The organism is Rhizobium sp. MHM7A, from assembly GCF_005862215.1.
Lineage (GTDB): Bacteria > Pseudomonadota > Alphaproteobacteria > Rhizobiales > Rhizobiaceae > Rhizobium > Rhizobium bangladeshense.
This window is the reverse complement of the sequence record NZ_VCHT01000012.1, coordinates 180,308-203,441: the sequence shown is the minus strand read 5'-3', so window position 1 is coordinate 203,441 and position 23,134 is coordinate 180,308. Positions and strand designations below refer to the sequence as shown.

The window sequence follows — 23,134 nt, the reverse complement described above, 5'->3', positions numbered from 1 at the left end:
CGGAACTCTTCGGGAGGCCGGTTGTTCTAGGATTGCCACATTGGAGGACATCTCATGGACATTGCGGCGAGCCAGAAGACCGGGCTCATGCGGGCTGCTATCGTCACCGGGCCCGGACATATCTCGGTCGAGACCCGTCCCATACCGGAACCCGGTCCGGGCCAGGTCCGGGTGAAACTGGAAGGATGCGGCGTCTGCGCCTCCAACCTCACACCCTGGGCCGGACCGGACTGGATGACGTTCCCAACCGAGGCGGGTGGATTAGGTCACGAGGGCTGGGGCATTGTCGACGCCATAGGCGCCGATGTCACGGGGCTTCGGGTGGGAGAGCGGGTTGCCGCTCTTTCCTATCACGCCTACGCCACGCACGACATCGCCGATGCTTCGATGGTCGCAGCGCTGCCGAAGGAGCTGGACGGCAAGCCCTTTCCCGGCGAACCGCTCGGATGCGCGATGAACATCTTCAGCCGCAGCAACATCGAAAGCGGCCAGACAGTCGCCATCATCGGCATCGGGTTCTTAGGCGCCCTCCTCACCAGGCTTGCCGCGGCTGCGGGCGCCAGGGTGATTGCCATCTCGCGCCGGCCGTATTCCCTCGAGGTAGCCAGAGAAATGGGAGCGGCCGAGACGATTCCCATGGACGATCATTGGCGCATCATCGAACGCGTCAAAACACTCACCGGCGGCAAATTCTGCGACCGCGTCATCGAGGCCGTCGGCAAACAATGGCCGCTCGACCTGGCGGGCGAGCTGACAAAGGAACGTGGGCGACTGATTATAGCCGGTTATCACCAGGATGGCCCCCGCCAGATCAACATGCAGCTTTGGAACTGGCGCGGGCTCGACGTGATCAACGCTCACGAGCGCGACCCAGCCATCTATATCAAGGGTATTCGCGACGCCATAGAAGCCGTGCGCCAGGGCAGGATCGATCCGCAGCCGCTTTACACGCACATCTATCCGCTGGAAAGGCTGGACGACGCCCTCAACTCGACGCGCGACCGGCCGGATGGTTTTCTCAAGGCTCTGGTGCAATATTCATGAACGGGTTGGTTTCCGAAGAAAAAGCGGCGACCGCCAAACCGCTGAAGCTCGGCTTTCTCGGCGTGGGGTGGATCGGCCGGCATCGGATGAAAGCGATCCTCGACAGCGGCCTTGCCGAAGCCGTCGCCATCGCCGACCCTTCCACAGACATGGCGCGAGAGGCCCTGGCGCTGGCCCCCGATGCCAGGATCGTGGCCGATCTGGAGGGATTGTTCGACCAGGAACTCGACGGAATTGTGATCGCGACACCGAGCGCGACACATGCCGAACAGTCCATCCGCTCCCTCGGGGCAGGCTTAGCCGTCTTCTGCCAAAAGCCGCTTGGCCGGACCGCGTCCGAGGTCAGGGCCGTCGTCGACGCTTCCAGAACAGCCGACCGGCTGCTTGGCGTCGACCTTTCCTATCGGCACACGCAGGGCATGCAGCGGATCCGTCAGCTCGTTCGCTCTAACGCTCTTGGCAAGATCTTTGCGGCCGATCTGACCTTCCACAACGCCTATGGCCCTGACAAGCCCTGGTTTTACGACAAGAACCAGTCCGGCGGCGGTTGCGTTATCGATCTCGGGGTCCACCTCATCGATCTGGCTTTGTGGTGCCTCGATTTTCCCTCCGTCACCAATGTAACGAGCGCATTGAGAGCGGGTGGGAAAAGGCTTGAAACCAAGGGCCAGGTCGAAGATTTTGCGGCCGCGACGCTGACGCTCTCCGGCGGCGAAATCATCCGGCTGACATGTTCCTGGCGGCTCAACGCCGGCTGCGACGCCGAGATCGGCGCTGATTTCTTCGGAACCGATGGAGGCGCCTCCTTCAGGAACGTCGAAGGCTCCTTCTACGATTTTACGGCCGTCCGGATGTCCGGCACTTCGAGCGAAACTCTAGCCCTACCCCCCGATGATTGGGGCGGACGGGCAGCCGTGGATTGGGCGAGAAAGCTCGCGGGAGGCCAGCGCTACGACTCCGCCTGCGAAAACTTCATCGCAGTCGCGGAGGCGATCGACGGCATCTACGGCGCCGGCGGATGATCGGTCACGAGCCCTTGACGAGCCCGTAGAGAACAATTGTCGCATAAAGGGTGAATGCGACGACGGCGACCGTGCCGACCAGGATCAGCGCTATTCTGCCGGCATTCAGCCTCGTGCGCTTGCCCACGGAAGACGACGATTGCCGCTGGACAGGATCCTTATTCCCCTCGCTCATCGTGTCTGCTCCGTCGTCGCAGTCGGTGATTTCTCGTCCGGTTCGCCGGGATGCCTCATCCACGTGAATGCGAGTGCGACAAGGCAGGCGATCAGGAAGATGGTGATGACGAATATCATCATGCGCCGCGGCGGTTTGGAGTTATCGTGGCTCATTCCCGACGGAATGGGTCCGCCTTTCCGGACTTCGCTCATGGCGCACCCCTTTGCGGAAGCTCGATCTCCTCATCGAGCTTCTCCCTGAGCTCATCGAGCCGATCGCGTAGCAGAGACGCTTTCAGACGTCTTGCTTCCGCATCCGGCACCTCAACCATCCGACCGCAATCATCGGGAATGCCGGGGCCGCTTCCAGCAATGGTCTCGTTTTTGGGCCTGGCGTTGGTGCCAGTCGATATTTTCGCTCGCTTGTCCATGACATCCTCCGTTCAGATCTTGAGAACGTTTCTGCGATGCTTGTCATGGTCCAAACGACGCGCCGGTAGCGAAGTTCCGGATGATTCGGGAGCTTTCGTCGGCCCCTGCGATTACCCAGGTTCATCGCTCGGACGGGCGCGGCGGAACATAGAAGCCATCCAGGTGTTGCTTTGCGTATCAATTACTGGGATCGACGATGACCGCTGAAAGTGCCGAAAGACATAAGAACAACAATACGCTCATGAAAGTGAAGGCGGTTCCGGAGCTCATCGATCCAGACGCCGAGCCGTTCGTGACCCAAGTCGTCCGAGAACTCGTCGGATCGCAGATCCCGTTCCTGGTCGCCGGCACCTACGCTGTCTGCGCGTATACAGGCATTTCCCGCCAGACGAAGGATTTCGACATTTTTTGCAAAGCGGGCGACTACGCGCGCATCCTCGGCCATTTCAAATCGAAGGGTTACACGGTCGAAGTCGAAGACGAGCGCTGGCTCGGAAAGGTCTTGAAGGGCAACCATTTCTTCGATGTCATCTTTGCCTCTTCCAACGGAACGATGCCGGTCGGGGACGACTGGTTCGAGGATGCGCGCAGGGTCAAGATGTGCGGCCACACGGTCAGGATCGTCAGCCCAACCGAGCTGGTCTGGTCGAAATGCTTTGTCCAACTGCGCCACCGCTATGACGGCGCCGATATCGCACACATCATTCTGAAGGCACATGACTCCATCGATTGGCGGAAGTTGCTGGGTTATCTCGAAGTTCACTGGGAGGTCCTTCTTATCCATCTCCTCAATTTCAGGTGGATCTACCCGACCGAGCGAGACAAGATTCCGCAGTGGCTGCTCGAAGAGCTTCTGGACCGGCTCAAAGCGCAGCAGGAGTTGCCGCTTCCGCAAATGAAAATATGCCGCGGCCGGATGTATTCCCGTGTCGATTTCGAAATCGACGTGAAGGAATGGGGTTTTGCCGATGTCGGCGGCGAAGGTGAACTGCGAGGAGATTAGGAGAAGCTCAATGGATGACCAGCGAAAGAGCGTGAGAGTTGCGGCGGTGGCCGATCTTCATGTGACGGAGGACGGCGCCAAGTCCTACAAGGATCTGTTCGCGGAGGTTTCCTCCGTGGCCGACGTTCTCGTCATCGCTGGCGACCTCACCGATCTCGGCAAACCCAGGGAAGCCGAACTGCTTGCGAGCGATCTGCGCCATTGCACGGTACCGACAGTCGCCGTCCTCGGAAACCATGATCACGAGAGCGGGCAGGTCGATGACGTCTGCCGGGTCCTGACGGATGCCGGTGTGAAGTTGCTCAACGGCCAGGCGGCCGAGGTCGCCGGCGTCGGCTTCGTCGGCGTCAAGGGCTTTGCCGGCGGCTTCGGGCGCCATATGCTCGGCTCCTTCGGCGAGCCGGCGATCAAGGCGATGGTCGCAGAAAGCGTCGAGGAGTCGATGCGCCTGGAAAACGCGATGCGCCAGGTCCGATCCGATCGCTCCCTCGTCGTGCTGCACTACGCGCCGATCGCCGAAACAGTGGCCGGCGAGCCCCTGGAAATTTACCCGTTTCTCGGCTCTTCACGGCTGGCGGAAACAATCGACCGCTTCCGCGTGAGTGCGGTCGTACATGGTCATGCCCATCGGGGATCCTATCAGGGCCGGACGCCGGGCGGCGCCCCTGTCTACAATGTCGCGGCCCATATAGAGAAGCCCACCGGCAAAACTTACGCGTTGCTCGAACTCTGATAGGCCGAGTGTCACGACTATTTATTGGTGCGTCCCCGGTGACGTGGATCCACGCCGCCTTGGGGCGTCGCATCGTTGGCTGTATCGCCTTCGATGGTGTTTTCGGCCTGCATCGCTTCGTCATCCGGCGGCGAAACGATACCACGCGAACGGCTGATGCCCGGGTCGTCGGTAAGGTCTCTATCGCTTGGCTTCCTGGTCTTGGCATGTTTGGGGGAGGTCATGATTTTCTCCTTAAAACGTTGCGACCCTTTTGAGTGAACTCACTGCATAGTCCCGGGTTCCCCTGAAGAATCCGCCATGATGAAAAGCCCTGCATCGCTGGGAACATTTCTCCGAAGCCGAGGTTGAAGCGCCATTAGAGCGCTGCGCGTCCTTTCGGGCGTTCGATCTAACATCTTGAACCTGCGCATCGGGCTTACCGAAAATCGATTCCGATTCTTCGGGCCGATGGGCTGGCGACCGGCAAGGGAGAACCATCGTGAAAGCTCTGACGTGGCACGGCAAGCATGACATCCGCTGTGACAGCGTTCCCGATCCGCAGATCGAGGACGGGCGCGATGCCATCATAAAGGTCACGGCGTGCGCGATCTGCGGATCGGATCTGCATCTCTATGACGGCGTCATGCCGGAGATGCACAGCGGCGACGTCATGGGTCATGAGACCATGGGCGAAGTGGTGGAGGTCGGCAAGGACAATACCAATCTCAAGGTCGGCGACCGGGTCGTCGTGCCCTTCACCATTTCCTGCGGCGAATGCTTCTTCTGCAAGCGCGGCTTCTATTCCGGCTGCGAGCGTTCCAATCCCGATCGAGCGAAGGTCGCGAAACTCTGGGGCAATTCGCCTGCGGGCCTGTTCGGCTACTCGCATCTGCTCGGCGGCTATGCCGGCGGACAGGCGGAATATCTGCGCGTGCCCTATGCCGATGTCGGGCCGATCAAGGTGCCGGCCGGACTTTCCGACGAACAGGTGCTCTTCCTCTCCGATATTTTTCCGACCGGCTATATGGCGGCCGATTTCTGCAACATCCAGCCCGGCGATACGATTGCGATCTGGGGCTGCGGCCCGGTCGGCCAGATGGCGATACGCTCGGCCTTCCTGCTTGGCGCCGAACGGGTGATCGCCATCGATGCGGTGCCCGAACGGATGGCGCTCGCGCAGGCGGCCGGCGCCATCACCCTCGATTTCATGGACAAGGACGTCTACGACCAGATCATGGAACTGACTGACGGTCGCGGTGCGGATGCCTGCATCGACGCCGTCGGAACCGAAGCCGAGGCGGCTGCCAGCTGGGATTCGCGCCTCGACCGCATCAAGGTCGCCATGTTCATGGGAACGGACAGGCCGCATGTGCTGCGTCAGGCCATCCACTGCTGCCGCAACTTCGGCACGGTCTCGATCGTCGGCGTCTATGGCGGTTTTCTCGACAAGATCCCGATGGGTTCGGCAATCAACCGGGGCCTGACTTTCAAGATGGCCCAGACGCCGGTTCAACATTATTTGCCGATCCTGATGGAGCGTATTGAAAAGGGCGACATCGACCCCTCCTTCGTCATCACCCATCGCGGCTCGCTGGACGACGGTCCGGCTCTCTACAAGACATTTCGCGACAAGCAGGACGGATGCATCAAGGTCGTTCTCAAACCTTAAGGAGAAACATGATGGCTCATCATGAACCAGGCAAGGGCCTGGCCGTCGTCACCGGCGGTTCCACCGGCATCGGCTACGAGCTGGCGAAGTGCGCGGCCGAGGACGGCTATGATCTCATCATTGCCGCCGACGAGGAGCGCATCAATCAGGCAGCCGCGAATCTCAAGGAGTTCGGCACTTCCGTCGATGCTGTCGAAGCCGACCTATCGACGCTCGAAGGTGTCGATCGTCTGACCGAGCGCATCACCGCCAGCGGCCGTTCGGTCGATCTGCTGATGGCCAATGCCGGCCGCGGCATCGGCGAAGCTTTCCTCGACCGTAATTTCAACGAGGCACGCAAAGTCGTCGATACCAACATCACCGGAACGATCTATCTGATCCATCAGATCGGCAACCAGATGCGCAGCCGCGGCGCGGGCCGCATCCTGCTGACAGGCTCGATCGCCGGATTCATGCCGGGCTCCTACCAGGCCGTCTATAACGGTACCAAGGCCTTCATCAACAGCTTCTCCTTCGCCTTGCGCGAAGAGCTGAAGGATTTCGGGGTCACCGTCAGCTGCCTCATGCCGGGGGCGACGGAAACCGAATTCTTCAGACGAGCCGGTCTTGTGGATACGGCGATCGGCCAGGCGGAGAAGGACGACGCCGGCGAAGTCGCGCGCATAGGCTATGACGCGATGATGGATGGCGAAGGCGATGTCGTCAGCGGCTGGAAGAACAAACTGCAGGCAGCCGTTGCCAACGTCACGCCGGCAAGCGTGCTCGCCCACCAGCATGCAAAGATTGCAAAGCCCGGCTCAGGAACAAAATAGACAAGAGTGTCCCTAAACGGAAGATCGCCGCCGTGATTACGGCAGCGGTCGAGGAGATGAGGTCGAGCGCTCAATCACGCTCTACGAATTTATTGAAGCGGCTCGTCTTTCCGTCCTTGGTCTTGTCCTGATAGAGAAAGGCGAGCTTGTTTTCGTCGAAGATCTTGAAGAATTCGTCCCAGTCGATCTCGTCGAATTCCTCTTCCTTTTCTCCGAAGTCGATCCGGAGAACGCCGCCCTTGCCGCGGGTCCGGATAGCCGCCGGCCTGCCGTCCCTTTCCTCCGCCCATTTGCGGATTTTCTTGTGATCCGTCGTTGTCTCAGAACTGCTCATCGAAGCTTCCTTTCACATGATATCGCGAGCGCTTACAGGAGCGGTTGTCTTTGCTTCCAGTCGCGATAGGGTGCGAGCAATCGGCCGGGATAACGCCGCTCGATCTCGCTTTCGGTCAAAGCGATCCGGGCAAGAATCTCCTCTGCTGCGCCGCCTTTGGCAGTCTCGCTCGCTTTTTCCAGATCATTCATGATCACGAACAATTCGTCGTCAGTCATCGCCTCAAGGCGGGAGACGAAATCTTCGACCGGTTCGCTGATAAGTGGGTTGGTGGACACTGGCGCCTCTTTGCTGATGCCTGTCCAACTTCGCTTCTCATACTAAGTTCCACCGACAGACCGGGCAAAAGAGCGATCACACCGCCTCCTGCTCTTCCCGGTATAATAGCCAGGGAACCGTCGCCCCCGTCAGATGAGGCCCTCCGAGCTTGACCAGATTTGCCCCTGAGCCGAGAGGATCGGCGGTAAGACATACCGGTCGAGAAAGAACGCGATTAGGAAATTCGTGCGGAACATTTGACCTTGCGTACGGTTGGGATGCCGGCTGCGAGCGGAGGAGAGGGAGAAATCTCCCCCGGCGAAGACGCCGAGATGCAAATCTGGCGGCGTCGATGCCGCCAACCGTGCGCGATCATCTCAGACGCGCGCAGGAAATCAATGCCGCGCTGACGGGCTCGGCAGTCCGGTTGCCCAGCAAGCCAATGCCGGCAAACCAGCGTGAGCCCTAACGGACGACCGCCCCATTGCCGTGGGAACAACCACCTGCTTTCAGCTGTTCTCCTCGTGAGTGGAGGTGACCCCATGGATATGACCCGTATCCGAGACCACATGGTGGAACATCATGTCGTGCGTCGCGGCATTCGCGATCGAAGCGTCACCAGGGCGATGAGGATGGTGCCGCGCGAAAAATTCGTCGACCCCGGCTTCGAGGAATTCGCCTACGAGGATGCGCCGCTATCGATTGGCGAGGGTCAGACAATCTCGCAGCCTTTCATCGTCGCCCTGATGATCGAAAAGGCCGATCTGGACGCGGGCGACAAAGTCCTGGAGGTCGGAACCGGCTCCGGCTACGCCTCGGCCCTCATCAGCCGGATCGCAAGACACGTCTATTCCATCGAACGGCATGAAAGGCTGGCGCTTCAGGCCCGGGAGCGATTCGAGAAGCTCGGATACCGCAACATCGACGTCCGGGTCGGCGACGGCAGCAAGGGCTGGGCCAAAGCCGCTCCTTTCGATGCCATCGTCGTTTCGGCGGGCGCACCCGAGGTCCCGGTCGCCTTGAAGGAGCAGCTGGATCTCGGCGGGCGGCTTATCATCCCGGTGGGCCGCGGTGACGAGCAACGCCTGAAACGCATCACGCGCACCGGGGCGACCACCTTCGAGGAGGAAGATCTCGGCGGCGTCTTTTTCGTCCCTCTGATCGGCGAAGATGCCTGGACTGCCGCACATCCGATGTATACGGCGACGGCCCCCTCATCGCGTATGGAGGAAACACCTTACAAACTCATCGCGGCCGTGGCGGAAGAATTTCCCTCCGTCGACGACCGGAGCTTTGCCGCCCTTTTCGATCGGTTTGGCGAAAGCCGCATCGTTCTGCTTGGTGAATCCACCCATGGCACGGCCGAATTCTACGAGGCACGCGCAGCCATCAGCCGTTACCTGATCGAACATCATGGGTTCAACATGGTGGCGGTCGAAGCGGATTGGCCGGACGCCGCGGCGGTCGACCGCTGGATAAATGGCCAGGCGTCAAAAGGCGATCAGCCGTTCAGCCGCTTTCCCAGGTGGATGTGGAGGAACCGAGAATTTTCGCAATTCCTCGGCTGGCTGAAGGGGGATAACGAACGTCGCAAGGCTTTGCGCGACGACCCGATCCGGTTCTACGGCCTGGATCTCTACAACATGTCGGGATCGATCCGCTCGGTTCTCAACTATCTCGAAAATGTCAGCCCGGAAACCGCCAGGATTGCCAGGGAGCGCTATGGCTGCCTCAGCCCCTGGCAGAGCGATCCTGCGACCTACGGCCGGGCCGTGCTTACCGATGCCTATCGATCATGCGAGGAGGCGGTGCTGAAGCAATGCACGGAGCTGCTTTCGCGATCCCTGGACGACGCCGCCTCGGATGGTCACGATTTCCTGGACGCCGCCCAGTCGGCACGGTTGCTTGCCGCAGCCGAGCGGTATTACCGGGTCATGTATTACGGCGGTTTTCATGCGTGGGATCTGCGCGACACCTACATGGCGGGTACAGTCGAGCATCTCCTCGACTTTCACGGTCCGACTGCGAAGGGCATCATTTGGGCGCATAACTCGCATATTGGCGATGCCCGCTACACCGATATGGCAACCGCCCGCGACGAGCTGAACCTTGGCCAGCTGTGCCGGCAGCGTTTCGATGGACTGACCAGCCTTATCGGACTGGGAACCCATTCCGGCGAGGTGATTGCGGCAAGCGACTGGGACGGACAGGCCGAGAAGAAGCAAGTCAATCCATCACTGCCGCAGAGCTACGAGCGTCTCTGTCACGATTCCGGAAAGCCGCGATTTCTCCTCGACCTCGCGGCCGATGAGGAATTGCATGCAAGCCTGGTCGAACAGCGGCTTCAGCGGTTCATCGGCGTCATCTACCGGCCGGAGACGGAACGGATGAGCCATTACATGTCGACATCGCTGTCGCGGCAATATGATGCATTTCTCTGGTTTGATGAAACCCGGCCGCTTTCACCGCTCACGGCGCCGGAGCCCGGAACATCGGATCAGGAAACTTTTCCCTTCGGGTTGTAGAGCCTTCGCCGATCGAGCCGCGATCACCATCGACGCGATAAGGCGGGAACTCTGCGCCGGTCCGCAAGTTTAGCGATCATCAACCCAGGAGATCCTTATGAAACGCTTTGTTATCGCCTCGCTCGCACTCGCGCTTGCCGTCCCGGCCTTCGCGCAATCGGCTGCCGAAAAGACAGGGGTCAATTCCCTGATCGGCGTGCCGCCGAAAACGGAAGATTTCGTCAAGGAAGCAGCCGCAAGCGACATGTTCGAAATCGCCTCCAGCAAGCTTGCGATCGAGCGTGGCGACGATGCGACGAAGGCCTTTGCGCAGCAGATGCTAACCGACCATCAGAAGACCAGCGAGGAACTGAAGGCATTGGTTTCCGGCGGCAAGGTCAAGGCAGCGCTTCCGAGCGCCATGACGTCGGATCAGCAGAGTATGCTCGACAAGCTGAACAGCCTGCAAGGAGCCGATTTCAACAAGCAATATCGCTCCGACCAGGAATCTGCCCATGAGGACGCGGTCGATCTCTTCAAGCGCTATGGCGACGAAGGGGACAATCCCGAATTGAAGGCATGGGCTGCAAGCACGCGCCCCGCTCTGGAACATCATCTCCAGATGGCCGAAGAGCTCAACAAGTGAACGGCCAGACCGCATGGTCAAGGTGATCATGAGGCCCGCCGGGAGGCAAGCATGATCGATGACGAGACAAGAAGGATCCGCGCCTACCGTATTTGGGAAAGCGAGGGACGCCCGGAAGGTCAGGACCTTGCACATTGGTATCGAGCGGGTGACGACACGATCGACCCGGCGCAAGGCGGTCGGGAATACAGCCGATATTCCCCAGACACCGCGCCCGCGGGGTCGCTGATCATCAAACTCTATCGATCGGGCGACCAGATCCGGGGATATGTCCGCAAGGTCGCGGAAACCGACGTGGACGACACGGTATTCCCCGGCGAAGAAATGGAACCCGAAGCGGCATTCAAGCTGGCAGAATCCCATAGAGGCAACAGCGGCCGGCCGGTCTTCGTCGAACTTGTCGAGGACGTCGAATGGGATCCTTCCTGGGGTCGCCTCAGGTATCAAACACCCAGCTGAAGCAGACCGGGCCGCATCGATAGGTCCGGCACCGAAACTGCGGCTTGATCAGATCTGCTTCAGCTGATCCCACACGTCCCAGGAGAACTGATCCATGGCGAGAACTGTCGGCGATTTCCTTGTGGCACGGCTTGGCGAATGGGGTGTGCGGCGTATGTTCGGCTATCCCGGAGACGGCATCAACGGCGTCTTCGGGGCGCTCCATCGCGCATCCGACAAGATGGAGTTCATCCAGGCACGACACGAGGAAATGGCGGCTTTCATGGCAGCCGCCTATGCGAAGTTCTCAGGCGAACTCGGCGTCTGCATCGCAACGTCGGGACCTGGCGCCACCCATCTGATCACCGGTCTCTACGACGCTCGAATGGACCATCAGCCTGTTCTCGCCATCGTCGGCCAGCAGGCGCGCCGTGCGCTCGGCGGACATTACCAGCAGGAGCTCGATCTTGCCGCCCTTTTCAAGGATGTCGCGAGCGATTTCGTGCAGCAGGCTTCGGCTCCGGCGCAGGTGCGCCATCTGATCGACCGCGCGGTTCGCATCGCACTCGCGAACCGGACGGTGACAGCGATCATTCTGCCGAATGACCTGCAGGAAATGCCCTATGAGGAGCCTGCGCGAAAGCACGGCACCGTGCATTCAGGCCCAGGTTACCGGCCGCCAAGGGTTTTTCCGCACGGAGACGATCTTCAGGCTGCGGCCGATATTCTGAACGCCGGAAAGAAAGTGGCGATCCTTGTCGGTGCCGGCGCGCTCAACGCCACGGACGAGGTCATTGCCGTTGCAGACCGCCTCCAGGCGGGCGCTGCTAAAGCCCTGCTCGGCAAGGCCGCGCTGCCGGACGACCTGCCGTGGGTGACGGGTTCGATTGGCCTTCTCGGGACAGAACCGTCATGGAACCTCATGCGGGACTGCGACACCCTGCTGATGATCGGCTCCGGTTTTCCCTATTCCGAATTCCTGCCGGAGGAAGGCCGGGCGCGCGGCGTGCAGATCGACATCAATCCCGATATGCTGTCGCTGCGCTATCCCATGGAACTCAACCTGACCGGCGATGCGGCCGAAACGCTGCGGGCGCTGCTGCCCCTGTTGCAGGAAAATCCGGACCGCAGCTGGCGGCAAACGATCCAGAAAGACGTCGCCGCCTGGTGGAAGACCCTGGACGAGCGCGCCAACGTCGACGCCAACCCGATCAATCCGCAGCGTGTGGTCAGCGAACTTTCGCCGCGGCTGCCGACAAACGCCGTCGTCACCTGCGATTCCGGCTCCTGCGCGAATTGGTATGCCCGGGACCTGAAGATGCGCCGCGGCGTGAAGGCATCGCTCTCCGGCGGACTCGCATCGATGGGAGCTGCCGTCCCCTATGCGATCGCAGCGAAATTCGCTCATCCCGATCGCCCCGTTGTCGGCCTGGTCGGCGACGGGGCCATGCAGATGAACAATCTCGCCGAGATGATCACCGTTGCCAAATACTGGAAGGACTGGGCCAATCCGACTTTCGTCATTTGCGTCTTCAACAATCAGGATCTGAACCAGGTGACGTGGGAGCAGCGGGTGATGGAGGGCGATCCGAAATTCCAGGCGTCGCAGTCCATTCCCGACGTAGCCTACCACAAGTTTGCCGAGCTCATCGGGTTGCGCGGCATTTTCGTCGACCATCCGGATAGGCTCGGCGCCGCGTGGGAAGAAGCCCTGACGGCCGAATGCCCCGTCATCCTCGAGGTGAAGACCGACCCCGAAGTGCCGCCGCTGCCGCCGCACATCACCTTCGAGCAGATGCGGAACCTCACCTCGGCCTTGATGACGGGGGACACGCATGCGGGGGGCGTCATTGCCGGTACCTTCCGCCAGCTCTTTGCCGGCATCCTCTCGCGGCGGTAGCTGGCGAGATTGTCTCACCGGTACGAATTGTTAAGTCAGCCCCGAAGGCGTCTCAGAAGGAAAGATCCAGCACCCTGCCCTCGAACAGACGGTCGCGGGAGCCTTCGAGATGTGCCTTCATCAGCCGTTGTGCATCATCAGCCCGGCCATCGGCGATCGCCTTGTAGATGGCGTTATGCTCTTCATAGACCTGTTCCAACCCTTGGCGCGGGCCGAGCAGGGAAAGACCATGGAGATGCATGCCGACGGCGATATGCGCCTTCAGCGCATCGATGGAGGCTGTGTAATAGTGGTTGTTGGCAGCCTCGGTCACGGCGCGATGGAAGATGAAGTCGGCGTCGGTGCGGTGCAGCTGATGGCTGGTCGCCTCGCGCAGGTCGGCAAGGGCGCTGGCGATCTTCTGGATCGCCTGCTCATTGCGGCGCTTTGCAGCGAAATAAGCGGCCGCCGGTTCGATGGTCAGGCGGAATTCGTAGCAGCGCTGAATATCGGCAATGGTTTTAACAGGCGAATAGGCAAGCTGTGCTGTCGGCGATCCATGGGCGCTGACGAAGGTGCCGGCCCCCTGCCGGGCGTAGACGATGCCCTGATCGCGCAGGCGCCCCAGCGCATCGCGCACGATCGGTCGGGAAACTCCGAGCATCGAGGCAAGTTCATGTTCGCCGGGAAGACGTGAATCCGGCGGATAGTTTCCGCCGCGGATCCGCTCGAGCAGCTGGTCGAAGACACGATCGACCAGCTTGACGGCCTTGCCGCGCTCGGGCTTGCCCGGCGGGCCGGCTTCCGCGTTCAAAGATTCGCCATTCGCTTCAACCACGTCATTCTCCCCGACGGTATCTCATGCCGCCTGATTCCGAAGAACCAGTTTTAACAAACTATCGGGCTTGCCGAAGCCCCCCGACTTGACGGCACACCGAAAATGCCGCCCATCGGCGGCCATGACATCGAACCACGGAATGCCGGCCTCGATCTCGCCCTGTGGCGTGAGCACCCTCACATCAAGCGCCTGGAAAACTGCAAGCGCCGTATCGCCGCCGCCAAGCATCAGCATCTCGGGCCTCGTATCGTCGATCAGCGTTTTGACGCCCGCCGCAAAGTCACGGGCAACAAGTGCCGCATCCGCCGTCATATTGCCGGTGCAGCGCAACAGCACCGGCAGCGCCAAGCCCTCCCCGCATTCGATCTGCCCCATCGGCGCATCCACTACCATGCGCAAGGCGCCCGAGGCTTCGAGCCGGTTCATCTGGACGGCCGTGATCGGATCGCGCGAGCCGAAGGCGAACAGCGTGCGCGGAGTGGCGGTAAATTCCCTTGTCGGCCGTCGCCCGCTTCCGCCGAGCTGGCGGGCGAATGCCGCACCGAGGCCGCGCGCACCGACGCCGAGCGTCGTCAGCCAGACATGACCCTCGACGATCTGATCGAGATCAGCATCGTCCTCGGCATCGGCAACGACGACATTGTCCGCGAGGCCCTCGAACAGATCGGCAACTGGCAGCGGCTTGTTGATCCCTCGGCCAACGACACAGCCCCGGTAGGTCAGGCGCTCCTGATCGGGAATGGCGGGCGCCACAAGGATATTCTTCAGACCGAACACATCCGCGAGCGCCAGGCTTTCCGCCGCGACATTGCCCTTCAGCCGGGAGTCGATCTTCTTCATGACGACTGCCGGCTTCATGTCGCGAAACACCTTGGCCACCGATCGCACCCTTTCGGCGGCTTGGCGCGCACCAAGGGCACGAGAGGCGGTGTTGATGACGACGACCTCACAGCCGGTGGCGACCGCATCCTGCGCTGCCCCGACATCGACGGCGACAGCGACCGAAAGGCCGGCCGCGACGAAGGGCGTGCCGGTATCCAGCGCGCCCGTCAGATCGTCGGCGATGATCGCGGCCTGCAGTGTCATGCGATCTGGCCCGGGTTGACGGCGTGGCAGGCGACGAGGTGGCCGGGCCGGGCTTTCTTCCAGGCGGGAATGACCTTGCTGCAGACATCCATGGCGATCGGGCAGCGGGTGTGGAAACGGCAGCCCGACGGCGGGTTCAGTGGGCTCGGCACGTCGCCCTGCAGGATCTGGCGCTGACGGGTGCGCTCGAGTTCCGGATCGGTCTCCGGAACGGCCGACAGCAGCGCCTTGGTGTAGGGATGCAGCGGATTGTCGAAGAGCTCCTCGCGGGTCGCGAGTTCGGCAAGCCGCCCGAGGTACATGACGCCGACTCGGGTGCTGATATGGCGCACGACCGCCAGATCATGGGCGATGAAGAGGTAGGTCAGCCCGTATTTTTCCTGCAGATCGAGCAGGAGGTTGATGATCTGCGCCTGGATCGACACGTCGAGCGCGGAGATCGCCTCGTCGCAGACGATGAATTTCGGCTGGCAGGCCAGCGCCCGAGCGATGACGACGCGCTGGCGCTGGCCGCCGGAAAGCTCATGCGGGTAACGCTGGGCAAAGCGTGTGGGCAGGCCGACATCGGTGAGCAGAGCCGCCACCCTCTCCTTCAGCTCGGCCTTGGTGCAGAGCTTATGAAAGAGCATCGGCTCGCCGATCGCTTCGCCCACCGTCATGCGTGGATTGAGGGTCGAATAGGGATCCTGGAAGACGATCTGCAGGTCGCGGCGGAAGGGCCGCATCTGCTTCTCGTCGAGGCTTGCCAGATCCTGGCCCTTGTAGACGACCTTGCCGCTGGTCGCCTTGTAGAGGTTGAGAATGGTGAAGCCTGTCGTCGATTTGCCGCAGCCGGATTCTCCGACGAGGCTCAGCGTCTCGCCTTCCATGATGTCGAGATCGACGTTGTCGAGCGCATAGACAGTCGCCGAGCGTTCGCCGAAAGCACCGAGCTTGACGTGGAAATGCTTGACCAGGTTTTCGACCCTGAGCAGCGGTTGAGCAGTCATCACGCGGCCTCCTGCATTCTCTGGACGACGAAACAGGCGGCGCGATGTTTGCTGCTGCCGCTCAAAGGTTCGAGCCGCGGCACGTTCTCGTGACAGATCGTCTCAGCGAGCGGGCAGCGCGGCGCAAAGGGGCAGCCCTTCGGCCGGCGGCCGGGCTCCGGCGGCGTGCCGCCGATCGAGCTCAGCCGGCTTGCCGGCGGATCCGACAATTTCGGGATCGAGGACAGCAGACCCCGCGTATAGGGATGGCTCGGGCGGGCGTAGAGTTCGTCGACGGGCGCGTCCTCGACGACCGTACCGGCATAGAGCACGGCGACGCGGTCGACGAGGCCGGCGATCAGCGCCAGATCATGGGTGATCCAGACGACCGACATGCCGAGTTTGGCGCGCAGATCCTTCACGAGATCGACGATCTGGGCCTGAATGGTAACGTCGAGCGCCGTCGTCGGCTCGTCGGCGATGAGGAGTTTGGGATTGCAGGCAAGGCCGATCGCGATCATCACGCGCTGGCGCATTCCGCCGGAAAGCTCGTGCGGAAACGCCTGTAGGCGCTCTTCGGGCCCGGGAATGCCGACGAGCCGCAGGAGTTCGACAGCGCGGACTCGGGCCTCGGCCTTTTTCATCTTGCGATGATAGATCAGCGGCTCGCAGATCTGGTCGCCGACACGCATGACCGGATTGAGCGAGGTCATCGGGTCCTGGAAGACGAAACCGATATCGCCGCCGCGCACCTTGCGCAGCTCGCTGTTCGACATATTCCGCAAGTCGCGTCCATCAAACTTGGCCGAGCCCCTGGTCACCTTGATCTTGTTTGGCAGCAGCCGCATCAGACTGAGCATGGTCAGGCTCTTGCCGCAGCCGGATTCACCGACAACGCCGAGCGTTTCACCCTTGTTGACGTAGAGATCTATGCCATCGACGACGACGGCGGGGCCGCGGCGCGAATCGATCTCGATGGTAAGATCCTTCACGTCCAGCAGACGTTCATTGCTTGTCGCGTTCATCATTTGCCGCCTCGCGGATTGAGTGCGTCATTAAGGCCATCGCCGAGGAAGCTGAAGGCAACCGAAGCGAGGCCGAGCACCGCCGCCGGAGCGGCAAGAAGATGCGGATAATGCTGCCAGACGCGCAGGCCGTCCGAGATCATGTTGCCCCAGCTTGGCGTCGGGGGATTGACGCCCACACCGAGGAAGCTGAAGGCGCTTTCCAGCACCATCGCTGTGCCGAGGCCGGCGCTGACCGAGACGATCAGAGGTCCAATCGCATTCGGCACGACGTAGCGCTTGATGATGATCCAGTTCGATAGGCCGAGCGCCTGGGCGGCCGTGATATAAGGACGGCTGCGGATCGACAGCACCTGAGCGCGCACGAGGCGTGCATAGGGCGGCCAGGAGATCAGCGCCATCGATCCGAAGACCAGGATGAAATCCACCCAGATCGTCTGTCGGTAGAAGGGGTTGAGCGTCGCAAGATACTGCGCCTCCATCCACCTAGTGATGGGCGTCTTCAGCGATGCATTGATGACGACGACGAGAAGTAGATTCGGAACCGACATCGTCACATCCGTCAGCCACATGATGACCTGGTCGAAAGGATTGCCGAAAAAGCCGGCGACGGCGCCGAGCACCGTGCCGATGAAGACCGCGATGACGGTGACGATGACTGCGACGAGGAAGGCCGTGCGCGTACCGAAGACGATGCGACTGAAGACGTCGCGGCCGAGATCGTCGGTGCCGAACGGGTGGTGCAGCGAAGGAGCAGCGTTTCTCGCCTGCAGATCCTGCGTTAGATAGTCGTAGGGCGTCAGGTAAGGACCGAAGATCGCGGTTAAGGCCAGGATGGCAACAACGATCAGGCCGAAGATCGCAAGCTTGTTGCGCTTCAGGCGGTACCACGCGTCACGCCACAGGCTGACGGGCGCTTCTTCCTGAGGTGCGACGGGAGAGAGGGGGATGGCGGACATGGTCAGCGGCTCCTTCTTGCATCGTTAGCGCGCGGATCAAGCAGCGGATAGAGCACATCGACCAGGAGGTTCGATGCCATGACAAGGAACGACCCGATCAGGGTAATCGCCAGGATGACAGGATAATCGGAATTGGTGAGTGCCTGCACCGTCAGGCGCCCGAGACCTGGAAGACCGAAAACAAGCTCCACGAAGATCGCCCCGTTGACAATGGCGATCATGATCAGACCCAGCTGGGTCACAACGGGCGTCAGCACCGGGCGCAGGATGTGGCGCAAGGCCACGACTATCTCAGGAACGCCCTTGGCCCGCGCCGTCCGCACGAAGTCCTCCGAAAGCACCTCGATGACTGCGGCGCGCGTCTGGCGCACGATGAGCGCGATCGGCTGGAAGGAAAGCACGACCAGTGGCAGAATGATACGCACGTCAAAGACGCCGCCCCAGCCATAGGGCACCCTGATCATCGGCAGCAGCACGATGAGACCGACCATCAGCAGCGGACCAGCTACATAGGCCGGGATCGCCCAGAGGAAAAGCGCGGTACCGGTGATCGTGTAGTCGACGCGGTTGTTCTGGTTCAGGGCAGCGACCATGCCGAGCGGGATCGCAACGACAGTCGTCAGGATGATGGAACAGAGCGCCAGCTTGAAGGAAACGGGTGCCGCGGCCGAAACCATTGCCCAGACGGAACGGCCCGACATCAGCGAGTTGCCGAACTGACCGTGCAGCAAGTTCCAGACGTAGTAGCCGAACTGCTCGATGAAAGGATCGTTGAGGCCAGCACTTTCTCGGATCGCTTCGATACGCTCCGGATTATAAGCGACGTCGCCCGGCGCACGAAGAAAGATCAGCTTGATCGGATCGCCCGCACCGTAGAAAGCCATCGCGTAAACGGCCATCATCACGACCAGAACGGACGGAATCCAGATGGCAAACCGCGTGAGCACATAACGTAGCAAGACCACCTCCCACCTTTTATCAGGAGCGTTTTCCGCAAGCTGTGCGGATCGCGCTTACCCTTCTTGAACTTGCGCGAAGACCTCGCGGCCTTCGCGCGGTTGCTTGAGCTATCGAGAATTGGCTAAGACTCCCAATCAGCCGATCGATACGTCCCAGGGAGCGACGACCTGCCAGTCGAGGTTCTTCTCCATGGCCTTGACCTCCTTGCTCGCCCAGCGGGACATGGCCTGAGAATACCACGGAATAAACACCCAATCGTCGCGGAACGCCTTCTGGGCTTCCTGCGCGAGCCTCACGCGATCCGGATCGTCGACAGCCTTGGTTGCAGCTTCTGCAAGCAGGCTGTCTACCTTATCGTTCTTGTAGTTGCCGAGTTTGTTCTGGGCGTGGGACGAGGTCGAGGCGATGCAGCCGGTGAGATAGGAGGCGGCATCGGGAACGCGTGTGCCGACGTCATCTCGCAAAATCTGCACCGCGTTCTGGTTCGGTCCGCCATCCTGCTGTGGCTTCATGTCGACAGACGTTATGCCAAGGTTCTGTCGCCATTGTTCGGCGATGAACTGCGCAGCAGCCTGGATGGCCGGCCCCGAAATCCCGACAAACATAAGCTTGGGAAGACGATCCGGTCCGCCATAGCTTGATTCAGCAAGCAGCTTCTTGGCCGCCGCCGGGTCATAAGGATAGGGCTCGAAGCCGGAATTGTCGGCACCCGGAACCGAGTTCAGGATCTGGTCGGCCTTCTTGTGTGGACCATCCGGATAAGACGCCTTGAACAGGCCCTCGCGATCGACCGCCATGATCAGGGCCTGGCGAACCTTGGGATCGTCCATCGGTGCGCGAGAAGTATTGAACCAGAAATGCTGGCTGGTTGGGATGATCGGACCGGCAGAAAATTCCGGACCGAGATCCTGAATGATCGTCGAAGTGACGAGCTCGGTATGAACGTTGTATTCGCCGGATGCGATAAGTGAGGTCGCGGTGACATTGTCTTCGATCGAGCTGATCTCAACACGGGCGAGCTTCGGCTTCGGCCCGAAGAAATTCTCGTTGGGCTCGAAAGTCACCGTGCCGGCGTCGATATCGAGCGCGGTCAGCTTAAAGGGTCCGGAATAGACGGCACCATTGTCAGCCTTGTACCAGTCGGCCACTTCCTCACCATCGTTGCCGCGCGACTGGGCAGCTTTGGTGATCGGCACAATGTGGTTGGCAAGGCGCATGAAGAAGATGGGGTCGGCTTCCGCCAGCGTGCAGACGACAGTGGATTCATCAGGCGTCGAAACGCCGGTCAACTCGTTTGCGGAGCCGGCGGAGACTTCCTTATAACCGGCAACCTTGCTCAACACCTGATCGACGCGCTGGTTTTTGGTGCTGGGCATGGTGCAAACCTCCCACGAGCCTTTGACATCGGCCGAGGTGATTTTGCTGCCATCGGAAAAAACTGCCTTCGGGTTGATTTTGAACGTCCACACCTTCTTGTCCGGCGAGTCCCAGCTCGTGAAGACGTAGGGTTGGATTTTGCCCTCGGCGTCGAAATACATTGGCGACGCCCACCAGAACGAGTTCCAACGGAAGGTTCTGCCGCCGCCGCGCAATGGCGACCAATCCTGGTCGAAGGCTGGGTTGATAGCCTTCAGGACCTGACCGTCCTGCGCCATGACGATGCGAGCGCTCGCACCGAAGAGCGAGAAGCCGACGCCGGCCGCAAGCCCGAGCTTGAGCGCGTTACGACGGGAAATCTGCGAAAAATCTTGCTCATTACCAAATGTCATTTGCTCCTCCTGGCAAATAGCGCGCCCTTTCGAAAGACCTCCCCGAAGCTGCGCGGCAGAGTTCAGACAATCACTTCATAATGTAAACATGTCAATGAAAAATCTTGTATAAAGCCGACATATCGACGAAACGAAAATTTTTATCTATTGTATTCAGGCACTTGCTGCATAAACAAAGCAAAAGCAAAATTTGTCAGATTGACAACCAGGCAACACTCAGATGAATACAAGGGCGAGGAACATGCCAGGAAGGCCCAGTTCGACGAGGAGGATGTCTTGAACAATTACAAGATTACAGGCGTCTACAGCGCCGCAGCCACCCCTCTCAACGCCGATGGCAGCCCCGATCTCGCAATCTTTACTGAACATTGCCAGCGGCTGATCGAAGAAGGATGCCACGGAGTGGCACTGCTCGGAACGACAGGCGAAGCCAACTCCTTCTCTCTCACCGAACGCCGCACAATCCTCGAAGCGGCTCTTGAAGCCGGCATTTCCGCCGATAAGCTCTTGCCGGGCACCGGCGTCGTCGCCATTCCCGAGACAGTCGAACTGACGAAGCATGCGCTTTCGCTCGGCGTTTCCAGAGTGGTTATGCTACCGCCCTCCTACTACAAGGGCGTGTCCGACGAAGGGCTTTTCGCCGCCTATGCGCAGATTCTGGAGAAGATCGGCGATAGCAGGCTTCAGGTGATACTCTATCATATTCCGCAGGTTTCGGGCGTTCCACTTTCCATTTCGCTTATCAGCCGGCTGGTCGAAGCATTCCCGGAAACAGTCGTCGGCATCAAGGATTCTGCAGGCGATTTCAACAATATGCAGGCGATCGTAGCAGCCTGCCCCGGCTTCTCTGTACTCTGCGGCGCAGATCCGCTGCTGCTGCCGCTGCTGAAGGCGGGCGGCGCCGGTTGCGTTACCGCCACCTCGAACCTCGTCGCCGATTCGCTGCGCACCGTTTACGACAACGTTCATGACGCGACAAGGAGCGTAGAAGTCGAGACCGCGCAGGCACGCATCAATGCCTTCCGTACCCTGTCGAACTCTTATGTCCAAATCCCGACGATCAAGGCCATGATCGGCCTGAAGACCGGCAACGTCGGTTGGCGGCGCACACGCCCGCCGCTCGTACCACTCAATGATGCTGAATATGCGGCGCTCGCCGACCGTTACGCAAAACTGCCTTAAGGAGGTAACATGCAATCGACAGGCCTAAAACCCGAAGAAGTTCCGTCGCTGATGGACGGTGTCCTTAGGGCAAATATCGCGCAGACCGGCCGCTTTGATGCTTATCTACCCTCCCCCTGCGTTCAGAACCACGCTGCCAATCTCGCTTTTCTGGCCGATGGCACGCTTACGTGCGTCTGGTTCGGCGGTACAATGGAAGGCATGGGCGACATCTCGATTTACATGTCGCGGCTGGCACCCGATGCAGAGCGCTGGACCGAACCGGAGAAGATGTCTGACGATCCGGCAAAGTCCGAGCAGAATCCCTTGATTTTCAATGCGCCGGATGGTCGGGTCTGGTTGCTCTATACTTCCCAGACATCTGGCGATCAGGACGGCGCAGTTGTCAAATGCCGGGTCTCGCAGGATGGCGGAAAGAGTTTTGCTCCGCCCTCAATCCTTTGCGACCTGCCTGGCACCTTCGTACGCCAGCAGATTGTGGTCAATGGTAAGGGTGAATGGCTGCTTCCTATCTTTCGCTGCGGCAGCCTGCCCGGTCGGCGCTGGAGTGGCGACGCGGACACGGCAGGCGTTATGATCTCAGGCGATGGAGGAAAAACTTGGCAGACTAAAGAGATAGACAACAGTCTGGGCGCGGTTCACATGAATATCGTGCCGCTCGAAGACGACAGGATGGTCGCCTTCTTCCGTGATCGCTATGCGGAGAATATCCACTCTTCTTTGTCTACAAATCAGGGCGAAACCTGGAGCACGCCAAAGCCGATCGATTTGCCCAACAACAATTCCTCGATCCAGGCCATAAATCTCCGAGACCGAAGGATCGCGATGGTTTACAACCACAGCAGCGCTGCTTCCCATGACGCCCGACGCCAATCACTTTATGACGAGGTGGAAGCTACCGGTGCGCCTGTTTCGGAGACTTCCGTTGCAACCGCCAGAAAAGCGGTATGGGGTGTTCCGCGCGCGCCGTTAAGCCTCGCAGTGTCCATCGATGAAGGTGCGCACTTCGAGCGTAAGCTCGACCTGGACACAGGCGACGGATACTGTTTGAGCAACAACTCGAAAGACCTGCTGAACCGCGAATTCTCCTATCCCTCAATCACCCAAGGGCCGGACGGCGCGCTTCACGTCGCCTATACCTATTACCGGCGCGCCATCAAATATGTCCGTCTTCCATTGGGGTCCATTGCATAGAGCGCAGTGCAATAGGGAGAAGTGTGGCAAGCGGCGGTCTGCGAAATCGGCGCTTCCGTGCGGACCTCGGACGAACCCTTCGCAAGGTGGGTTGGTAAGCGCGCCGAGCAGTTTGCGAAAGCACCGGTACGTTGCGACGGACCTGTTCGTCAAGCAGGAAAGACCAAGGCTGGGTCTCGCTATCGGCGGCGTAACAAATGTAAATCGTTGGCGGCCCTGACCGTCACGCTCGGAGGACCTA

At 60.4% G+C, this 23,134-nt stretch carries 25 protein-coding genes; 12 read left to right on the top strand and 13 right to left on the bottom strand.

Annotated elements, in window-relative coordinates; all coding sequences use genetic code 11:
• Nucleotides 1–54: 54 nt before the first annotated feature.
• Together FFR93_RS30490 and FFR93_RS30485 are read left to right on the top strand one after the other, a co-directional pair.
• The gene (locus FFR93_RS30490) at nt 55–1,044 is read left to right on the top strand and encodes a zinc-binding dehydrogenase (RefSeq protein ID WP_138395913.1); all 990 of its coding nucleotides are present in this window, start codon (nt 55–57) and stop codon (nt 1,042–1,044) included.
• Nucleotides 1,041–2,066, top strand: a complete 1,026-nt coding sequence (locus FFR93_RS30485) for a Gfo/Idh/MocA family oxidoreductase (protein WP_138395912.1) — start codon at nt 1,041–1,043, stop codon at nt 2,064–2,066. The genes FFR93_RS30490 and FFR93_RS30485 overlap by 4 nt, the downstream gene beginning before the upstream one ends.
• 4 nt (nt 2,067–2,070) lie before the next feature.
• On the opposite strand, the gene FFR93_RS41075 is transcribed toward FFR93_RS30485, so the two are convergent.
• Genes FFR93_RS41075 through FFR93_RS30475 form a run of 3 tightly spaced genes read right to left on the bottom strand, consistent with a single transcriptional unit; the run spans nt 2,071 to nt 2,653 of the window.
• Nucleotides 2,071–2,241, bottom strand: a complete 171-nt coding sequence (locus FFR93_RS41075) for a hypothetical protein (RefSeq protein ID WP_167358982.1) — start codon at nt 2,239–2,241, stop codon at nt 2,071–2,073.
• Complete coding sequence (locus FFR93_RS30480; RefSeq protein WP_138395911.1) at nt 2,238–2,435, bottom strand: hypothetical protein; 198 nt, start codon at nt 2,433–2,435, stop codon at nt 2,238–2,240. The genes FFR93_RS41075 and FFR93_RS30480 overlap by 4 nt, the downstream gene beginning before the upstream one ends.
• Nucleotides 2,432–2,653, bottom strand: a complete 222-nt coding sequence (locus tag FFR93_RS30475) for a hypothetical protein (RefSeq protein WP_138395910.1) — start codon at nt 2,651–2,653, stop codon at nt 2,432–2,434. The genes FFR93_RS30480 and FFR93_RS30475 overlap by 4 nt, the downstream gene beginning before the upstream one ends.
• Nucleotides 2,654–2,850: 197 nt before the next feature.
• Here FFR93_RS30475 and FFR93_RS30470 point away from each other — a divergent pair, with 197 nt between their 5' ends.
• A complete protein-coding gene (locus FFR93_RS30470) occupies nt 2,851–3,657 on the top strand; it encodes a nucleotidyltransferase family protein (protein ID WP_064709963.1) in 807 nt (268 codons plus the stop codon).
• Between the two features lie 10 nt (nt 3,658–3,667).
• Nucleotides 3,668–4,390, top strand: a complete 723-nt coding sequence (locus FFR93_RS30465) for a metallophosphoesterase (protein ID WP_064709964.1) — start codon at nt 3,668–3,670, stop codon at nt 4,388–4,390.
• Between the two features lie 17 nt (nt 4,391–4,407).
• Here FFR93_RS30465 and FFR93_RS30460 read toward each other — a convergent pair whose 3' ends face one another.
• On the bottom strand, nt 4,408–4,614 hold the full coding sequence (locus tag FFR93_RS30460) for a hypothetical protein (protein WP_138395909.1): 207 nt from the start codon (nt 4,612–4,614) through the stop codon (nt 4,408–4,410).
• Nucleotides 4,615–4,871: 257 nt separating this feature from the next.
• On the opposite strand from FFR93_RS30460, the gene FFR93_RS30455 reads away from it, so the two are divergent.
• Nucleotides 4,872–6,041, top strand: a complete 1,170-nt coding sequence (locus tag FFR93_RS30455) for a zinc-dependent alcohol dehydrogenase (protein ID WP_138395908.1) — start codon at nt 4,872–4,874, stop codon at nt 6,039–6,041.
• Between the two features lie 11 nt (nt 6,042–6,052).
• Nucleotides 6,053–6,853: an SDR family NAD(P)-dependent oxidoreductase gene (locus FFR93_RS30450; RefSeq protein ID WP_138395907.1), complete on the top strand. Its 801-nt coding sequence runs from the start codon at nt 6,053–6,055 to the stop codon at nt 6,851–6,853.
• Nucleotides 6,854–6,923: 70 nt separating this feature from the next.
• On the opposite strand, the gene FFR93_RS30445 is transcribed toward FFR93_RS30450, so the two are convergent.
• Both FFR93_RS30445 and FFR93_RS30440 read right to left on the bottom strand, forming a co-directional pair.
• A complete protein-coding gene (locus FFR93_RS30445; RefSeq protein ID WP_064712032.1) occupies nt 6,924–7,187 on the bottom strand; it encodes a hypothetical protein in 264 nt (87 codons plus the stop codon).
• A gap of 32 nt (nt 7,188–7,219) precedes the next feature.
• Nucleotides 7,220–7,465, bottom strand: coding sequence for a hypothetical protein (locus FFR93_RS30440; RefSeq protein ID WP_064709969.1), 246 nt, complete (start codon nt 7,463–7,465; stop codon nt 7,220–7,222).
• 522 nt (nt 7,466–7,987) lie between these two features.
• Here FFR93_RS30440 and FFR93_RS30430 point away from each other — a divergent pair.
• The 4 genes from FFR93_RS30430 (at nt 7,988) to FFR93_RS30415 (ending at nt 12,933) form a co-directional block, all read left to right on the top strand.
• Nucleotides 7,988–9,970 carry a protein-L-isoaspartate(D-aspartate) O-methyltransferase gene (locus FFR93_RS30430; RefSeq protein WP_138395906.1) on the top strand — a complete coding sequence of 661 codons (1,983 nt, stop codon included), beginning with the start codon at nt 7,988–7,990 and terminating at the stop codon, nt 9,968–9,970.
• A 97-nt stretch (nt 9,971–10,067) separates the two neighbouring features.
• Nucleotides 10,068–10,595: a DUF4142 domain-containing protein gene (locus FFR93_RS30425; protein WP_138395905.1), complete on the top strand. Its 528-nt coding sequence runs from the start codon at nt 10,068–10,070 to the stop codon at nt 10,593–10,595.
• A gap of 51 nt (nt 10,596–10,646) precedes the next feature.
• Nucleotides 10,647–11,054 carry a DUF2934 domain-containing protein gene (locus FFR93_RS30420; protein WP_138395904.1) on the top strand — a complete coding sequence of 136 codons (408 nt, stop codon included), beginning with the start codon at nt 10,647–10,649 and terminating at the stop codon, nt 11,052–11,054.
• 94 nt (nt 11,055–11,148) lie between these two features.
• Nucleotides 11,149–12,933 (top strand): thiamine pyrophosphate-requiring protein, encoded by a 1,785-nt coding sequence (locus tag FFR93_RS30415; RefSeq protein WP_138395903.1) that lies wholly within the window; start codon nt 11,149–11,151, stop codon nt 12,931–12,933.
• Between the two features lie 52 nt (nt 12,934–12,985).
• Here FFR93_RS30415 and FFR93_RS30410 read toward each other — a convergent pair whose 3' ends face one another.
• The 7 genes from FFR93_RS30410 to FFR93_RS30380 all read right to left on the bottom strand — a co-directional run bounded on the left by FFR93_RS30410 (nt 12,986) and on the right by FFR93_RS30380 (nt 20,517).
• Nucleotides 12,986–13,750, bottom strand: coding sequence for a FadR/GntR family transcriptional regulator (locus FFR93_RS30410; RefSeq protein ID WP_064709973.1), 765 nt, complete (start codon nt 13,748–13,750; stop codon nt 12,986–12,988).
• A 21-nt stretch (nt 13,751–13,771) separates the two neighbouring features.
• Complete coding sequence (locus FFR93_RS30405; RefSeq protein ID WP_064709974.1) at nt 13,772–14,836, bottom strand: four-carbon acid sugar kinase family protein; 1,065 nt, start codon at nt 14,834–14,836, stop codon at nt 13,772–13,774.
• On the bottom strand, nt 14,833–15,825 hold the full coding sequence (locus FFR93_RS30400) for an oligopeptide/dipeptide ABC transporter ATP-binding protein (protein ID WP_138395902.1): 993 nt from the start codon (nt 15,823–15,825) through the stop codon (nt 14,833–14,835). The genes FFR93_RS30405 and FFR93_RS30400 overlap by 4 nt, the downstream gene beginning before the upstream one ends.
• On the bottom strand, nt 15,825–16,832 hold the full coding sequence (locus FFR93_RS30395) for an ABC transporter ATP-binding protein (protein WP_171049279.1): 1,008 nt from the start codon (nt 16,830–16,832) through the stop codon (nt 15,825–15,827). Before FFR93_RS30395 ends, FFR93_RS30400 begins: the two co-directional genes overlap by 1 nt.
• Nucleotides 16,829–17,788, bottom strand: a complete 960-nt coding sequence (locus FFR93_RS30390; protein ID WP_138395900.1) for an ABC transporter permease — start codon at nt 17,786–17,788, stop codon at nt 16,829–16,831. The genes FFR93_RS30395 and FFR93_RS30390 overlap by 4 nt, the downstream gene beginning before the upstream one ends.
• A gap of 2 nt (nt 17,789–17,790) precedes the next feature.
• On the bottom strand, nt 17,791–18,747 hold the full coding sequence (locus FFR93_RS30385; protein ID WP_138395899.1) for an ABC transporter permease: 957 nt from the start codon (nt 18,745–18,747) through the stop codon (nt 17,791–17,793).
• A gap of 135 nt (nt 18,748–18,882) precedes the next feature.
• Entirely contained in the window at nt 18,883–20,517 is a 1,635-nt protein-coding gene (locus FFR93_RS30380; RefSeq protein ID WP_138395898.1) for an ABC transporter substrate-binding protein, read from the bottom strand.
• A gap of 276 nt (nt 20,518–20,793) precedes the next feature.
• Between FFR93_RS30380 and FFR93_RS30375 the strand changes: the two genes are divergently transcribed.
• Together FFR93_RS30375 and FFR93_RS30370 are read left to right on the top strand one after the other, a co-directional pair.
• Nucleotides 20,794–21,699, top strand: a complete 906-nt coding sequence (locus FFR93_RS30375; RefSeq protein WP_138395897.1) for a dihydrodipicolinate synthase family protein — start codon at nt 20,794–20,796, stop codon at nt 21,697–21,699.
• Between the two features lie 9 nt (nt 21,700–21,708).
• Entirely contained in the window at nt 21,709–22,893 is a 1,185-nt protein-coding gene (locus tag FFR93_RS30370; protein ID WP_138395896.1) for an exo-alpha-sialidase, read from the top strand.
• The last annotated feature ends 241 nt before the right edge of the window (nt 22,894–23,134 follow it).

Bases quoted from the DNA above. Each gene is read 5' to 3' on its own strand.
- FFR93_RS30490 (WP_138395913.1), top strand. From the start codon at position 55: ATGGACATTGCGGCGAGCCAGAAGACCGGGCTCATGCGGGCTGCTATC.
- FFR93_RS30485 (WP_138395912.1), top strand. From the start codon at position 1,041: ATGAACGGGTTGGTTTCCGAAGAAAAAGCGGCGACCGCCAAACCGCTG.
- FFR93_RS41075 (WP_167358982.1), bottom strand. From the start codon at position 2,241: ATGAGCGAGGGGAATAAGGATCCTGTCCAGCGGCAATCGTCGTCTTCC.
- FFR93_RS30480 (WP_138395911.1), bottom strand. From the start codon at position 2,435: ATGAGCGAAGTCCGGAAAGGCGGACCCATTCCGTCGGGAATGAGCCAC.
- FFR93_RS30475 (WP_138395910.1), bottom strand. From the start codon at position 2,653: ATGGACAAGCGAGCGAAAATATCGACTGGCACCAACGCCAGGCCCAAA.
- FFR93_RS30470 (WP_064709963.1), top strand. From the start codon at position 2,851: ATGACCGCTGAAAGTGCCGAAAGACATAAGAACAACAATACGCTCATG.
- FFR93_RS30465 (WP_064709964.1), top strand. From the start codon at position 3,668: ATGGATGACCAGCGAAAGAGCGTGAGAGTTGCGGCGGTGGCCGATCTT.
- FFR93_RS30460 (WP_138395909.1), bottom strand. From the start codon at position 4,614: ATGACCTCCCCCAAACATGCCAAGACCAGGAAGCCAAGCGATAGAGAC.
- FFR93_RS30450 (WP_138395907.1), top strand. From the start codon at position 6,053: ATGGCTCATCATGAACCAGGCAAGGGCCTGGCCGTCGTCACCGGCGGT.
- FFR93_RS30445 (WP_064712032.1), bottom strand. From the start codon at position 7,187: ATGAGCAGTTCTGAGACAACGACGGATCACAAGAAAATCCGCAAATGG.
- FFR93_RS30430 (WP_138395906.1), top strand. From the start codon at position 7,988: ATGGATATGACCCGTATCCGAGACCACATGGTGGAACATCATGTCGTG.
- FFR93_RS30425 (WP_138395905.1), top strand. From the start codon at position 10,068: ATGAAACGCTTTGTTATCGCCTCGCTCGCACTCGCGCTTGCCGTCCCG.
- FFR93_RS30420 (WP_138395904.1), top strand. From the start codon at position 10,647: ATGATCGATGACGAGACAAGAAGGATCCGCGCCTACCGTATTTGGGAA.
- FFR93_RS30415 (WP_138395903.1), top strand. From the start codon at position 11,149: ATGGCGAGAACTGTCGGCGATTTCCTTGTGGCACGGCTTGGCGAATGG.
- FFR93_RS30405 (WP_064709974.1), bottom strand. From the start codon at position 14,836: ATGACACTGCAGGCCGCGATCATCGCCGACGATCTGACGGGCGCGCTG.
- FFR93_RS30400 (WP_138395902.1), bottom strand. From the start codon at position 15,825: ATGACTGCTCAACCGCTGCTCAGGGTCGAAAACCTGGTCAAGCATTTC.
- FFR93_RS30395 (WP_171049279.1), bottom strand. From the start codon at position 16,832: ATGATGAACGCGACAAGCAATGAACGTCTGCTGGACGTGAAGGATCTT.
- FFR93_RS30390 (WP_138395900.1), bottom strand. From the start codon at position 17,788: ATGTCCGCCATCCCCCTCTCTCCCGTCGCACCTCAGGAAGAAGCGCCC.
- FFR93_RS30380 (WP_138395898.1), bottom strand. From the start codon at position 20,517: ATGACATTTGGTAATGAGCAAGATTTTTCGCAGATTTCCCGTCGTAAC.
- FFR93_RS30370 (WP_138395896.1), top strand. From the start codon at position 21,709: ATGCAATCGACAGGCCTAAAACCCGAAGAAGTTCCGTCGCTGATGGAC.